Genomic DNA, 14,753 nt, shown 5'->3' with positions numbered 1-14,753 from the left:
CCAGCTAGAAGCTAGAAGCAGGCCCAGACCTGATCGGCCATCGTCAGCATGAAATCCGGCTCCAGGTACAGGCCAAACACGGCCAGCAGCACCAGCGCAACTGCCAGCCATGCCAGCGCCCGCTGCCAAACCGGACGCTGGCGGGGCGGGGAGGAGGGGGGTGGAACCTGTTCGGGGGCCATGGTGTTCATGCCGTTGTCAGCGGCGGGCGTGTGACGGCGGTTTCGCGCACCGGCAGATTGATCAGGGCGGCGGCCACTCCCAGTGCAATCACCAGGTACCAGACCATGTCGTAATTGCCCTGGGTGTCGTACAGGTAGCCGCCCAGCCAGATGCCCATAAAACTGCCCACCTGGTGGCTGAAGAAGGTGATGCCGCCCAGCATGGACAAGTGCTGTACGCCAAAAATCTGCGCCAGGATGCCGTTGGTCAGCGGCACGGTCGAGAGCCATAAGAACCCCATGATGGCCGCATAGGCATACACCGACCAGGGCGCCAGCGGGGCCAGCAGGAACAGCACGGTGGCGACGGCACGCAGCCCGTAAATGCCCGACAGCAGATACTGCTTGGGCATCTGCTGCCCCAGGTTGCCGGCGATATAGGTACCGAAAATGTTGAACAGCCCGATCAGCGCCAGGCTGTAGCTGGCAACCTGCGGGGCCATGCCGAAGTCCTTGAGGTAGCTGGGCATGTGGACGCCGATGAACATCACCTGAAAACCGCAGACAAAGTAGCCCAGCGTCAGCAGCACGAAGCTGGAGTGGCCGCAGGCTTCCTTCAGCGCCTCTGCCACTGTCTGGGTGCGGGGCGCTGGCGATTGGCCCTTGCCAAAGCCCGGCTCCCGCAGGCCAAAGGCCAGAACGCCGATCAGCAAGGCCACCAAAGCCAGCACCAGCAAGGCATTGCTCCAGCCCAGGTGGGTGATCAGCCCGCCTTCCACCGGCACCATGAAGAACTGCCCGAACGAACCGGCCGCCGCCGTGATGCCCATGGCCCAGCTGCGCCGGGATGCCGGGATTTGCCGCCCCAGCACGCCATACACCACGGCGTAGGTGGTGCCGGACTGGGCTGCACCGATGATCAGGCCCGTACTCAGGATGAACAGCCCGGTATTCGGTGCCAGCGCCATGCCGGCCAAACCCAGGGCGTAGAGGGCCGAGCCTGCCAGCAAAATCCTGAATGCGCCCCAGCGGTCGGCCAGGATGCCGACAAAAATACCCAACACTCCCCACGCCATGTTCTGCACTGCAATGGCCAGCGAGAAGGACTCGCGACTCCAGCCCATGTCCTGGGTAATCGGCTGCAACCACAGGCCGAAGCCGTGGCGGATGCCCATCGACAGCGTGACCACCATGCCCGCACACAGCAGCACTTGCAGAATGGGGAGCTGTTGTCGCGTGGCGGGAGAAATTTCTATATTGCTTTTTTGCATAAGGCTGCCAATGTAGCCAAAACCGTTGGCCCTTGCGTCCGCTGGGGCAGCGGTTTTGGGGAGGCGGGCCATCGCTGGGTGTTATTGACTGTGTATTTATACAGTTGTTCGCGGCGGAATTACAATCCGCGCCCATATGGCTGATACCCCTCCTTCTTCTGCTGCCGCTTCCGCATATTCCGAGCGTTCCATCCGCGTACTCAAGGGTCTGGAGCCTGTCAAGCAGCGCCCCGGCATGTATACCCGCACCGACAACCCGCTGCACATCGTGCAGGAGGTGATCGACAACGCCGCCGACGAAGCCCTGGCCGGATTCGGCAAGAAAATCCGCGTCACCCTGCATCTGGACGGCTCCATCAGCGTGGAGGACGACGGGCGCGGCATTCCCTTCGGCCTGCACCCGGAAGAAAACGCCCCGGTGGTCGAGCTGGTCTTTACCCGTCTGCACGCGGGCGGCAAGTTCGACAAGGGCAGCGGTGGCGCGTACAGCTTCTCCGGCGGGCTGCACGGCGTGGGCGTGAGCGTGACCAACGCCCTTTCCACCCGCCTGGAAGTGACCGTTCACCGCGAGGGCGAAGCGGCCAGCCTGGCGTTTTCCGGCGGGGACGTGGTCGAGCCATTGCAGCGCCGCCCCCTGCAAAGCGGCGAACGTAAACAGGGCACCAGCGTGCGCGTCTGGCCCGATGCGCGGTACTTCGACAGCGCCCAACTGCCGCTGGGCGAACTGGTGCATCTGCTGCGCTCCAAGGCCGTGCTGATGCCGGGCGTGAGCGTCACCCTTGCCAACGAAAAAAACCGCGAAACGCAAAGCTGGCAATACAAGGGCGGTTTGAAAGACTACCTGGGCCAATCGCTGGCCGCCGACCCCCTGCTGCCCCTCCTGGAAGGTGAAGGCTTTGCCGATGCCCAGGACGACAGCTTCGCCCAGGGCGAAGGCGCGGCGTGGTGCCTGGGGTTTACCGAACAGGGGGCCGTGCTGCGCGAAAGCTATGTCAATCTCATCCCCACCGTGGCGGGTGGCACGCACGAAAGCGGCCTGCGCGATGGCTTGTTCCAGGCCGTGAAAAACTTCATCGAGCTGCACAGCCTGCTGCCTAAAGGCGTCAAGCTCATGCCCGACGACGTGTTTGCCCGCGCCAGCTTCGTACTCTCGGCCAAGGTGCTGGACCCGCAATTCCAGGGGCAGGTGAAGGAAAAACTGAACAGCCGCGATGCCGTGCGGCTGGTTTCCAGCTTCGTCAAACCGGCGCTGGAGCTGTGGCTGAACGCCCACATCGAACACGGCAAGAAGCTGGCCGAACTGGCCATCAAGGCCGCTCAGCAGCGCCAGAAGGCGGGCCAGAAAATCGAAAAGCGCAAAGGCAGCGGCGTGGCCGTCCTGCCGGGCAAGCTGACCGACTGCGAAAGCCGTGACATCCGCCTGAACGAAGTGTTTCTGGTCGAGGGCGACAGCGCCGGCGGCAGCGCCAAAATGGGCCGCGACAAGGAAACGCAGGCCATCCTGCCGCTGCGCGGCAAAGTGCTGAACACCTGGGAGGTGGAGCGCGACCTGCTGTTCAAGAACAACGAGGTGCATGACATCTCGGTCGCCATCGGCGTCGATCCGCACGGCCCCGGCGACACGCCCGACCTGTCCGGCCTGCGCTACGGCAAGATCTGCATCCTGAGCGATGCCGACGTGGACGGCGCCCACATCCAGGTACTGCTGCTGACCCTGTTCTTCCGCCACTTCCCCAAGCTGGTGGACGCCGGCCACATCTACGTCGCCCGCCCGCCGCTGTTTCGCGTGGACATCCCGGCCCGCGCCAAAAAGCCCGCTGCCAAGCTCTACGCGCTGGACGAGGGCGAGCTGCAAGCCATCCTCGACAAAGCCGCCAAAGACGGCATCTCGCGCGAAAAATGCCAGATCAGCCGCTTCAAGGGGCTGGGCGAAATGAACGCCGAACAGCTCTGGGACACCACCCTCAACCCCGACACGCGTCGCTTGCAGCAAGTGCAGCTGGGCACGCTGGACTTCGCTGCCACGGCGGGCCTGATGACCCAGCTCATGGGCAAAGGCGAAGCCGCCGCCCGCCGCGAGCTGATGGAACTGCACGGGGATGCGGTGGCGGTGGATGTGTGAGTTTTGAGTATTTCTGGTCTCTAAGAACGTGTTTACGATCTCCACGCGGGTGTGCAGTTGCGGCCTCGGGCGCTCTGCGTCGTTGCAAATCCTCGCCATAGCACCGCTATGGCTGCGGTTTGCGCCTAGCAGCCCATCCCGATCCGCATCCCGTACCTCTTCGCGCCGAGATCGTGAACACGTTCTAACGCTTATCCATTAAGCGCTGATAGCTCCTGTTTTTAAAAATGACCGATTCCCCACTACCTGATTTTTCTTCCCCGCCTGGCGACGCCGACACCCTCACCCTCGGCGGCTACGCCCAGCAGGCGTATCTGGAATATGCGCTTTCGGTCGTCAAAGGGCGTGCCCTGCCCGATGTGTGCGATGGCATGAAGCCTGTGCAGCGGCGCATTCTGTACGCCATGCAGGCGATGGGCCTGGGCTATGGCGGCGCGGGGGGCAATACGGCGGCCAAGCCGGTGAAAAGCGCCCGCGTGGTGGGCGACGTGCTGGGGCGGTTTCACCCGCATGGCGACCAGTCGGCGTATGACGCGCTGGTGCGGCTGGCGCAGGACTTCAACCAGCGCTATCCGCTGATCGACGGCCAGGGCAACTTCGGCAGCCGCGATGGCGATGGCGCTGCCGCGATGCGCTACACCGAGGCACGGCTGGCGAAGATTGCCAGCCTGCTGCTGGACGAAATCGACGAAGGCACGGTGGACTTTGTGCCCAACTACGATGGCTCGACGCAGGAGCCGCGCCAGTTGCCGGCGCGGCTGCCGTTTGCGCTGTTGAACGGCGCCAGCGGCATTGCCGTGGGGCTGGCGACGGAAATTCCCAGCCACAACCTGGGCGAAATCGCCAGCGCCTGCGTGGCGCTGGCCAAAGATCCGCAACTGGCCGACGCAGCGCTGTTCGCCCTGGTGCCCGGCCCGGATTACCCCGGCGGCGGCCAGATCATCAGCAGCGCCCAGGACATTCAGCAGGCCTACCGCACCGGGCGCGGCAGCCTGAAGGTGCGTGCCCGCTGGAAGATCGAAGAACTGGCCCGGGGCCAGTGGCAACTGGTGGTGACCGAGCTGCCGCCCGGCGTGTCCACGCAGAAGGTGCTGGAGGAGATCGAGGAACTCTCCAACCCCAAGGTGAAGGCGGGCAAGAAGGCTTTGAGCCAGGAGCAGCAGCAGCTCAAGGCCACGGTGCTGAACGTGCTGGACGGCGTGCGCGACGAATCCAGCAAGGATGCGCCGGTGCGCCTGGTGCTGGAACCCAAGAGCAGCAAAACCCCGCAGCAGGAGCTGATCAACGCCTTGCTGGCGCACACCAGCCTGGAAACCTCGGCCCCCATCAATCTGACGATGGTGGGTATGGACGGCAGGCCCGCGCAAAAGTCGTTGCGCCAGATGCTGGAGGAATGGCTGGCCTTTCGCCAGACCACCCTCACGCGGCGCAGCCAGCACCAGCTCGACCGGGTGCAGGCGCGGATTCACATCCTGGAAGGGCGGCAGGTGGTGCTGCTGCACATCGACGAGGTGATCGCCATCATCCGCGAGAGCGACGAGCCGAAAGCCGCGCTGATCGCCCGCTTCGACCTGAGCGACCGGCAGGCCGAGGACATCCTGGAAATCCGCCTGCGTCAACTGGCCCGGCTGGAGGCCATCAAGATCGACAAGGAACTGCAGGAACTGCGCGAGGACGAGGGCCGTCTGCTGGACATCCTGGCCAACCCGAAAAGCCTGCAACGCCTGCTGGTGCGGGAGATCGAGCGCGATGCCAAAACCTTTGCCGACCCGCGTCGCACGCTGATCGAGGAGGCGCAAAAGGTCAGCACCGAAATCAAGGTGGTGGACGAGCCGGTGACGGTCGTCATCTCCGAAAAAGGCTGGGTGCGTGCCCTGAAGGGCCACGACCACGCGCCGGAGAATTTCAGCTTCAAGGCGGGCGATGCGCTGTGGGGCCACTTTGCCTGCCGCAGCGTGGATGCGCTCATCGTCTTTGGGCACCAGGGCCGGGTCTACAGCGTGGCCGTGGCCACCCTGCCGGGCGGGCGCGGCGACGGGGTGCCGATCCATGGCCTGATCGATCTGGAAGCGGGTACCCACATCGTCAGCTATTTCGCCGGGGCGGCGGCCACGCGCCTGCTCATCAGCGGCAGCGGCGGCTACGGCTTTGTGGCCGAGGCGGGCAGCATGTTGGCCCGCAACAAGGCGGGCAAGGCCTTTGCCACCATTCAGGAGGGCGAAACCCTGTGCCTGCCCAGCGTCATCGACGGGCCGGGGGGCGCAGCGGCCACGCACATCGCCTGCCTGTCCAGCGATGCCCAGGTGCTGACCTACCCCCTGGCCGAACTCAAAACCATGACCGGTGGGCGCGGCCTGCAATTGATGAAGCTGGCCGACGGCGCCACCCTGGTGGGCGCCGCCGCCTACACGCGCAGCGTGCGCATCACCGGCCTGGGCCGGGGCGGCAAGGAGCGTGAGGAAGTGCTGGAAATCCGCAGCCTGAACAACGCCGCAGGCAAACGCGCCAGCAAGGGCAAGACGGCGGGCTGGACGTTCAAACCCACCGGCATTGCCCGGGTGGAATAAAAAAAATAGCTGCTTGCGTTGGTTAGACAACGATTTTAATGACAAAACATGCTGAAACCGTTGAATATCCAGCGGAACAAGCTCACTTGAATACTATGACCATGGAACTGCACTGGCACGGCCTGCCGCCCGAAATCGCCCCGGATACGGTCTTGCCCCCCGGCCTGCACTTGCTGCTGGACGAGGCCGACAGCGCTGCCCGTGTGCTGCTGGCCGCGCTGGCGGGCAGCGCACCCTTGCCCCCAGGTGCTGGCATCACCTGCGCGGGCCACGCCGCAGGCACTGCTGCTTACGCTGCCCAGGTGTGTGCGCCGCTGCCCGCGTACGACCCGCAGCAAGCGGTGCAGGCGTGGCTGGCCGAACAGCCGCAGCGCTGGCCCGCTTGGGATGCCGCCGCCTGGCAGCAGCATGTGGACGGCTTTGCCCTGGCCCCGCACCTGGGCAAGGCGTGGTGGCAGTTGTCCACCGGCACCCAGCGCAAATGCTGGCTGGCCGCTGCCTTGGCCAGCGGCGCTGTCCTGACCTTGATTGCCGAGCCGGTGGCCGGGCTGGACAAGGCATCCATCACCTATCTGGAGCAGGCGCTGGATGCGCTGGCGGATGGTTTGGCCGAACAGGGCACATTCCGCTGGGTGCTGGTGGCGCACCATGACACCTTGGCGGAGGTGCAGTGGGATGAGGTGGTGGAGTTGCCGGTTGCTTTTTAGACCGTTCTAACGTGTGGGAGCTGTTGTTATAGCAACGGTTTTTTCTGATTTTTAGGGCTGCTGGCCGGGTCTCGCCCCGGCGGGCGACCTCCTTTCTTGCACGCGCAAGAAAGGAGGCAAAGAAGGCGTGCTGCGCAGCTTTGCGCCGTGGAACTCGCTGCTTCGCGCCTGCGGCACTCCGCTCGGACAGCCACGGCGAGTCAGACTGGAGGTGGCTTGCTTGTTATTGCGGCTGTGCTCTGATGGAGGCGCTGTGGGGATGGGGCTTCTTCGCTTGCTTCGCAGCTTCAGGCGCGTTTTAGTTTCAGCCAGCGGCGGGCCAGGGTGTCCCAGAATTTTGCGCCCAGGGCGATGTTGTCGTCGTTGAAGTCGTAGCCGGGGTGGTGCAGGCTGGTGCCGCTCTGGCCGTTCTTGCCGTTGCCGATCCAGCCGTAGGCGCCCGGCACTTGTTGCAGCATGAAGCCGAAGTCTTCGCTGGTCATGGCCGGGTCGATGTTGGGGTGGGTGTTGTCCGGGCCGACCACTTCGGCCATGACCTGCGCCATCAAGGCGGCCTCGTCCGGGGTGTTGGTGGTATTGGGGTAGCCGGGTTTGTGGATGTAGAGCGCCTGGCATTCGTGCGCGGCGGCGATGTGCTGGGCGATGCGCTCGATGCCCGTCACCAGCGTGGCCTGGGTGTCGTCGCGCAGGGTGCGCAGGGTGCCGTAGATCACGGCTTCGTTGGGGATGATGTTCTCCACCGTGCCCGCCTCGATCTTGCCGATGGTCAGCACGGCGCTGTCCACCGGGTCGAGCGTGCGCGACACCAGGGTCTGCAACTGCGTGACGATGGCGCAGGCCACGGGAATCGGATCGCGCGTGGTGTGCGGCAGCGCGGCGTGCCCGCCCTTGCCGCGCACGCGGATTTCAAAGCGGATGTTGGCGGCCATGATCGGCCCCACGCGCACCGCCATTTGCCCCTGGGGCAGATCGGGCCAGTTGTGCAGGGCGAAGACCGCCTGGCAGGGAAAGCGCTGGAACAGGCCATCTTCCATCATCGTCTTGGCGCCTGCGCCGCCTTCCTCGGCGGGCTGGAAGATCAGATGCACGGTGCCGGCAAAGTCGCGCTGCTGGCTCAACAGATGCGCTGCGCCCAGCAGCATGGCCGTGTGGCCGTCGTGCCCGCAGGCGTGCATCTTGCCGGTGTGGCGGCTGGCGTAGGGCAGGCCGGTGGTCTCGGTCAGGGGCAGGGCGTCCATGTCGGAGCGCAGACCCACGCCGGGGCCGGGATGGTCGGCACTGAAGCCGGTGCCGTAAATGCTGGCCACGACCCCGGTCTTGCCGATCCCCTGGCGCACCGGCAGCCCCAGCGCCTGCAGGTAGGCGGCGACCTGGCCTGCGGTGCGGTGTTCCTGGTAGCTCAGCTCCGGGTGGCTGTGCAGATCGTGGCGCAGGCGCACCAGGGCGGGCAGGTGGGGGGTGAGGGCGGCAGGCATCGCAAAAATCCGGGCAGTCAGCAAAAGAGAACCATTATGGCGGCGATGGCGGCCCGCGCCGCTGCGGTGGCAAAAGGGGCGAAAATCCGCGCCTATGAAATCGACCAAATCCCGCCTCCCCAGCATCCTGCCCCCGTCCCTGCTTGTGCGCCCGTCGTTGGACGATGCACGCCCCCTCATCCTTTACCACGGGCGCAATTGCCCCGACGGCTTTGGCGCGGCTCTGGCCGCCTGGCTGTTTTATGGCCCCGGCGTGGAGATGCGCGGCCTGGACCACGGCGAAATCCAGACCATCGACGACCTGGGCGACGTGCAGGGCCGCGTCGTCTACATGCTGGACTTTGCCTTCGGCCCCGAACTGACCGCCGCCCTGGACGAACGCGCTGCCAAACTGGTGGTGCTGGACCATCACAAAAGCGCGGCAGAAAAGCTCACCGGCTTCCAGTGCCGCTGCGGCGCGGTGCATTTCGACATGCAGCACTCCGGCGCCCGGCTGGCCTGGGAGTTTTTCCACCCGGACAAGCCGGTGCCCGGCCTGATCCGCTACATCGAAGACCGCGACATCTGGAAATGGGAATTTCCCGAGAGCGCCTCGTTCCTGGCCGCGCTGGACATGGAGCCGCGTGACTTACCGCGCTGGGCCGAGATTGCCGCCTTCACCCCCGAGGAAGAAGCCGCCTTCATGGCCCGGGGCGGCGCGATGGACGAGAAATTCCAGAAGCTGTGCGCCGACATTGCCCAGGGCGCCCACGCCATCGTGTTCAACGGCGTGCAGGGGCTGATGGTGAACTGCCCCGGCATTTTCCACAGCCAGGTGGGCGACATCCTGGCGCGGGAATCGGGCACCTTCGCCCTGATGTGGAACGCCAACGAGCAGGGCGTGAAGCTGGGCCTGCGCTCGCGCACCGGCTTTGACTGCATCCCCCTGGCCGAAAGCCTGGGCGGCGGCGGCCATGCCCAGGCCTGCGGCTGCAAGCTGGGCCATGCCCGTCTGGCCGAACTGCTCGGTGGCGACTTCCGCGCCGACCCGCAGGCGCAGTACGCCGAGGTGCTGTCCCCCGCGCTGGAGCGCGATGCCACCGGCAAGTGGGTGCGGGCAGCGCACAAGAAGTAAGGGGAGTAAAGGGCATCATTAAAGATAGAAGCTGTTTCCGCTGATAAACAAACGATTTCACAGTGTTTTATGTTTGAAATCGTTTGTTTATCAGCGGTAACAGCTATTTTTTATATAACACCGCAACTTGGCGGCAAATTCTCCAGGTCATTCCACCCCGGCAGCCGCAGCATCTGCTGCCATTGCTGTACCTCTGGCACATGCGCAAGCTGCCGCCAGTCGGCGCACAGGGCCAGCGGCTCGCCGGTGCGCGGGTGGGCCAGTTCCAGCGCGTGGGCGTGCAGCCACAGGCGCTGGCCGCCCAGGCGCTCGGCCCACCAGCGGTTCAGCGGGCCTTTGCCGTGGGTGGCATCGCCCAGGATGGGGTGGGCCACGTGCTTCAGGTGGCGGCGGATCTGGTGGCGCCTGCCGGTGTGCGGCCGGGCCAGCACCAGACTGGCGCGGGTGCTGGGGTGGCGCGGGTCGTAGCTTTCGGGCCAGTCCAGCGTGGCCAGGCCGTGCAGGGTGGTCTGGGCGTCCTGCGGCGGGGCGTCGGGGGCGCTGTCTTCGGGGCGCAGCGGGTAATCGACGTGCGTTGTGTCCAGCAGCCAGCCCCGGGCCAGGGCCAGATAGGTTTTCTGCACTTGCTGCGTGGCAAACGCCTGCGCCAGTTGCTGGCAGCTTTCCTTGTGCAGGGCAAACACCAGCAGGCCGCAGGTGCCCTGGTCCAGACGATGCACGGGCCAGACGTGCTGGCCGATCTGGTCGCGCAGGCGTTGGAGCACAAAGCGTTTTTCGTGGCGGGCGATGGCACTGCGGTGAACCAGCCAGCCTGCCGGTTTGTAGACCGCGACCAAGTCCGCATCGTGGTACAGCACGGTCAGGGGGGCGGTGAAATCCGATGCGGGGGCGATTTCCATGGCAATGGGCTAGGTCAATGGGCCGGGTAACAGGCAGGGCAAAGGCGGGCAGTGTAGTCAGGTAGAAAAAATCCAGCACAATTGCCGGTTGCCCCCTGTACCGCAGGGGCGTTTTTGGGTAAGGGAGTGGTGGCGTGATGGTGCGCGGCGTTCTGGCTTCGGTAGTGGCATCCTTTTTGTTCGGGGGGATGTACTACTTCTCGCCTTTCTTCGCTCCACTGACCGGGGAGCAGCTCTTTGGCTGGCGGATGCTGGCCACCTTGCCGCTGACCACCCTGCTGCTGCTGTATACCGGCCAGGGCGCCCAGGTGCAGGCCATCGTGCGCCGGGTGCAGCGCTACTGGCGTCTGGGCGCCCTGCTGCTGCTCAGTGCCGCGCTGTTCGGCGTGCAACTGTGGCTCTTCCTCTGGGCGCCCCTGCACGGGCTGGCCCTGCCCACGTCCCTTGGTTACTTTCTGCTGCCTCTGGCGATGGTGCTGGCCGGGCGCGTGGTGTTCAAGGAACGCCTGACCCGGATGCAGCAACTGGCCGTGACCCTGGCCGCCGCCGGCATGGCCTGGGAGCTGCTGCGCGGTGCGGGCCTGGCCTGGCCGACCTGGGTGGTGGTGATCGGCTATAGCGCCTACTTCGTGCTGCGCCGCCTGATGCGTACCGATTCCCTGGCCGGGCATTGGCTGGACGTGCTGATCCTGCTGCCCGCGTGCCTGTGGTTCATTCTGGTGGCGCCCAGCGACAACGCCAGCGGCTGGCTGGTGGCCCGGCAAACGCCCAAGCTGTATTTTCTGATTCCCCTGCTGGGTATCGTCAGCGCGGTGGCACTGGCCCTTTACATGACGGCGCACCGGTTGCTGCCGCTGGGGCTGTTCGGCATGTTGTCCTACGTCGAGCCGGTGCTGCTGGTGCTGGCGGCCCTGCTGCTGGGCGAGCGCCTGGAGCCAGGGCAGGGGCCGATGTACGTTCTGATCGGCGCCGCCGTGCTGGTGATGGCCCTGGAAGGGCTGTGGCAGCTGCGCAACCGGCCGGGCGCCAGTTAATCCGTTTTTTTTCACACACGCAAAGGAAATCACCGTGGAAAACAAGCAAGCAAATCCCATCCGTATCGGCGTGGTGGGCTATGGCAATCTGGGGCGCGGGGTGGAAGCTGCCGTCGCGCTGAACCCCGACATGGTCATCACCGGCATCTATACCCGCCGCGACCCCGCCCAGCTTCAACCCGCCAATGCAGCAACCCCGGTGTACCGCATGGACGACCTGGACGCCCACCAGGGCCAGGTGGACGTGCTGATCCTGTGCGGCGGCTCCAAGGACGACCTGCCCGCGCAGACCCCGGCCCTGGCGGCCAGGTTCAACGTCATCGACAGCTTCGATACCCACGCCCGCATCCCCGAACACTTTGCCGCAGTGGATGCGGCCGCCCAGGGCGGCAAGACCACGGCGCTGATCTCGGCCGGCTGGGACCCCGGCATGTTCTCCATCAACCGCGTGATGAGCGAGGCGCTGCTGCCCGACGGCACCACCTACACCTTCTGGGGCAAGGGCCTGAGCCAGGGCCACTCCGACGCCATCCGCCGTGTGCCCGGCGTGGCCCAGGGCGTGCAGTACACCATCCCCGTGCAGGCGGCGGTCGATGCCGTGCGCAGCGGCACTTGCCCGCAGCTCACCACCCGCGAAAAGCATGAGCGCCATTGCTACGTGGTGCTGGCCGAAGGCGCCGATGCCGATGCCGTGCGCCAGACCATCGTCACCATGCCGCACTACTTTGACGAGTACGACACCACGGTGAACTTCATCAGCGCCGAGGAATTTGCCCGCAGCCATAGCGCCATGCCCCACGGCGGCTTCGTCATCCGCAGCGGCAGCACCAGCGCCGGCACCCGGCATGTGGTGGAGTACCGCCTGCAGCTGGACAGCAACCCGCAATTCACCTCCAGCGTGCTGGTCGCCTATGCCCGGGCCGTACACCGTATGGCAGCCCTGGGACTGCACGGGGCGAAGACGGTGTTCGACGTGGCCCCCGGCTGGATTTCCCCTAAAACCGCAGCCCAGCTGCGCCAAGAGGCGCTGTAAATTTGCCGCCATAATCCGTAGCGCCTGTTTGTTGCAAGCAGGCGCTATTTTTTTATGGATCCGGCGTGCGATGAACGCGTATTTTTTCAATAACAAAGGCAGCAAAGCATGATGTGGTGGATATTGGCGCTGGTTCTGGCGGTGGGCGTCCCCCTGGTGCTATGGCGTCGTGCCGATGCTGCCGACCGGGCCTTGAAGCAGGCGCGGGCGCGGGAGCTTGCGCTCAAGCAGGAGCAGAACCAGAAGCTCAAGGAAATCGTCTTTCGCAAGCAGGGAGAAAGTGGAGTCGGCAATACCCCGTATGGCGACATCATGTGTGCCGACGGCGTCTATCTGCCCCTGCTCTGGGAGTCGGGCTTTGCCACCTCGATGGATGGGCGCTGGCTGCGCATTTCCAGTTACGGCCATGCCAGTCCGTATCTGGTCGATCGTAAGAAACGCTGCACCTGGACCTTGAGCGCCGAAGAAGCCTCTGCCGTCGAGGAGGTGCATTGGCGCCTGCCACGCTGGAGCGGCGAGGACATCGGCATCGGCGGGATGCAGAGTGATGCACAAAGCCCCATGACGGATGCGCAGTTCGCCGCCTGGCTGGCTGCGAATGTCACCAATGGCGCCATGCAGATGGCCGCAGTGCGCGATCTGTGGGTGCCCTGGGATGCGGTACCGGCGCAGAAGGAGGAAGTGCCGCCCGAATTGCCCGCACCGTCCAATGGCGGCAAGGTGGTCGGCGTGCAGCGTTATTGGCCCGATTCCTTGCGTACCGAGCGCCAGCCGCTGGAGCTGTTCACCAAGCCGCAATGGCAACTGCTGTTCGACGGCGAGCCGCAGCCCTGGGTGCTGGCCGCGCACATGCCCTTCGTCTGGCGCGAAGATGGCAGGGCCCTGGCCATGTATGCCTATTCCGTCTCGCAGGGCAATCGCCAGCAACGCCTGGCCCTGGCCGTGTGGGATGCCGAACGCGGCTGGCAGAAATGGGCCGAGCAGCAGCCCCCCGACCGCAAGCCCTGGGCATTGTTCCCCGTGGCCGAAGAGGCCGGGCAGCCGGCTTTTCGCTGGATGAAAGACCGTTTGCTGCAGCGGGTGCGCATCGACACCCCGGTACTCCAGCGCCTGTGCCAGGGCTCGCGCATCGAATACAGCACCGAGCCGGTGCTGGTGCCTGCTGCGCACCAGAGCGATGGCCGTCTGCAGTTGCGTCCTGCCCCTGTCACCAACCTGATGTGGGAGCGCCAGCTGCAGCACCCCGAACGCTGGCTGGCCCGCAGTGAGCCGGTCGCTGGCAAGTCCCTGGCCTGGACGCTGGAATTGCCCGAAAGCGCCACCTCGGGCGAACGGGCCGCGTACCGCCTGCGCTGGGGCGAGGTCAGCATTCCCGGCCTGTGGGAGCTGGAACACGTCATCGTGCAGCGCACCTGGGCCGTGCTGTTGCGTTATCTGCAAAACGACGGACAGGATGGCCAGGAGGGCGAAGCCCAGGTATGTATCTGGGATGGCAAGGAGCTTTTGCCGCTGGATCTGCCCTGGCCTGTTGCACGGATCGTCCCCACCCCTGGACTGAACCACCCGAAATCATTGCGCGTGCGGGTGCTGGCCATGATGGCCACGGTCAAGGACAGCGACGTCGACCTGCACAAACCGGCCTGGCGCTGGCATCAGGATCCGTTTACCTGGCTGAAGCTGGAAAAGCCGGATCACTCCCCCCTGTACGAAGTGCGCGACATCATCCCGGACAGCCAGGGTGTATGGCGCCTGTTGCCCAGCTGGCGCACCGTTGCCAGCGTGCAGCACCCGTGTGCCGACGGCGATTACCTGTGGAACAACGTCAGGGACGACCTATGGTGGTGGGGCGGAATGCGGCAATACACCCCGGAGCAGCCGCAGGACGATGTGCTGGTGCCGCGCTGCGATGGCATCAGCGTCACCCGCAGCGGCGTGGTGCTGTGCGGCACGGGGCCGGCGGCCCTGCCCCATCCGAACAACGAGGGCTGGCTGATCCTGCAGCCGCCCGAGCGCCCGGCGTACGGCGCCATCAGCACCTGGAATCTGCATTGGCTGCAGCCGCAAAAGCGCCAGGTACGCACCCTGATCATTCAGGCCGCGATGCCGATCATGGAAGGCTGGGACAACCAGGGCATTTACTGGCGTGAAGACCAACATGCGCCGAAGGCGGACGACGAGGCGGCCGCAGAAGCACCCACACAACGCCCGCCCATCCAGACCATCGACCCGTTGCTGTGGCAGCGGGCCGAGGTGCAAGACCTCAAGCAAGGCCCCTACGGCCTGTGGTTGCGCAAGCAGGACATGCTGTTTGCCGAGGCCGTGCGCAAGCACCACGACTGGCCCTGGGAATCTGCCTCGGGCTGACGGTAC

General features: G+C 65.3%; 11 protein-coding genes. 7 read left to right on the top strand and 4 right to left on the bottom strand.

Features of this window, described 5'->3' with window-relative positions:
- Positions 1-11: 11 nt before the first annotated feature.
- Entirely contained in the window at positions 12-191 is a 180-nt protein-coding gene (locus ACFO3A_RS01330; RefSeq protein WP_377723266.1) for a hypothetical protein, read from the bottom strand.
- Complete coding sequence (locus ACFO3A_RS01325; protein ID WP_377723262.1) at positions 188-1,432, bottom strand: MFS transporter; 1,245 nt, start codon at positions 1,430-1,432, stop codon at positions 188-190. Before ACFO3A_RS01325 ends, ACFO3A_RS01330 begins: the two co-directional genes overlap by 4 nt.
- A gap of 136 nt (positions 1,433-1,568) precedes the next feature.
- On the opposite strand from ACFO3A_RS01325, the gene ACFO3A_RS01320 reads away from it, so the two are divergent.
- From ACFO3A_RS01320 to ACFO3A_RS01310, 3 genes are all read left to right on the top strand, one after another.
- Positions 1,569-3,554: a DNA topoisomerase IV subunit B gene (locus ACFO3A_RS01320; RefSeq protein ID WP_377723260.1), complete on the top strand. Its 1,986-nt coding sequence runs from the start codon at positions 1,569-1,571 to the stop codon at positions 3,552-3,554.
- 227 nt (positions 3,555-3,781) lie between these two features.
- Positions 3,782-6,121: a DNA topoisomerase IV subunit A gene (parC, locus tag ACFO3A_RS01315; RefSeq protein ID WP_377723258.1), complete on the top strand. Its 2,340-nt coding sequence runs from the start codon at positions 3,782-3,784 to the stop codon at positions 6,119-6,121.
- 95 nt (positions 6,122-6,216) lie between these two features.
- Positions 6,217-6,828 (top strand): ABC transporter ATP-binding protein, encoded by a 612-nt coding sequence (locus ACFO3A_RS01310; RefSeq protein ID WP_377723256.1) that lies wholly within the window; start codon positions 6,217-6,219, stop codon positions 6,826-6,828.
- 287 nt (positions 6,829-7,115) lie between these two features.
- On the opposite strand, the gene ACFO3A_RS01305 is transcribed toward ACFO3A_RS01310, so the two are convergent.
- Complete coding sequence (locus ACFO3A_RS01305) at positions 7,116-8,303, bottom strand: M20 aminoacylase family protein (RefSeq protein ID WP_377723254.1); 1,188 nt, start codon at positions 8,301-8,303, stop codon at positions 7,116-7,118.
- Positions 8,304-8,397: 94 nt separating this feature from the next.
- Between ACFO3A_RS01305 and ACFO3A_RS01300 the strand changes: the two genes are divergently transcribed.
- Entirely contained in the window at positions 8,398-9,417 is a 1,020-nt protein-coding gene (locus ACFO3A_RS01300; RefSeq protein ID WP_377723252.1) for a DHH family phosphoesterase, read from the top strand.
- A 110-nt stretch (positions 9,418-9,527) separates the two neighbouring features.
- On the opposite strand, the gene ACFO3A_RS01295 is transcribed toward ACFO3A_RS01300, so the two are convergent.
- A complete protein-coding gene (locus ACFO3A_RS01295) occupies positions 9,528-10,316 on the bottom strand; it encodes a pseudouridine synthase (protein ID WP_377723250.1) in 789 nt (262 codons plus the stop codon).
- Between the two features lie 137 nt (positions 10,317-10,453).
- On the opposite strand from ACFO3A_RS01295, the gene rarD reads away from it, so the two are divergent.
- The 3 genes from rarD to ACFO3A_RS01280 all read left to right on the top strand — a co-directional run bounded on the left by rarD (position 10,454) and on the right by ACFO3A_RS01280 (position 14,747).
- Positions 10,454-11,350: an EamA family transporter RarD gene (rarD, locus tag ACFO3A_RS01290; RefSeq protein WP_377723248.1), complete on the top strand. Its 897-nt coding sequence runs from the start codon at positions 10,454-10,456 to the stop codon at positions 11,348-11,350.
- 34 nt (positions 11,351-11,384) lie between these two features.
- Positions 11,385-12,383 (top strand): diaminopimelate dehydrogenase, encoded by a 999-nt coding sequence (locus tag ACFO3A_RS01285; protein WP_377723246.1) that lies wholly within the window; start codon positions 11,385-11,387, stop codon positions 12,381-12,383.
- A 108-nt stretch (positions 12,384-12,491) separates the two neighbouring features.
- Positions 12,492-14,747, top strand: a complete 2,256-nt coding sequence (locus ACFO3A_RS01280) for a hypothetical protein (protein ID WP_377723244.1) — start codon at positions 12,492-12,494, stop codon at positions 14,745-14,747.
- Positions 14,748-14,753: the final 6 nt, after the last annotated feature.

Origin of the sequence: Comamonas nitrativorans, from assembly GCF_042654765.1 — a bacterium.
Taxonomy (GTDB): domain Bacteria; phylum Pseudomonadota; class Gammaproteobacteria; order Burkholderiales; family Burkholderiaceae_C; genus Comamonas; species Comamonas nitrativorans.
The sequence above is the reverse complement of the archived record's forward strand: the minus strand, read 5'-3'. Positions and strand labels throughout refer to the sequence as shown.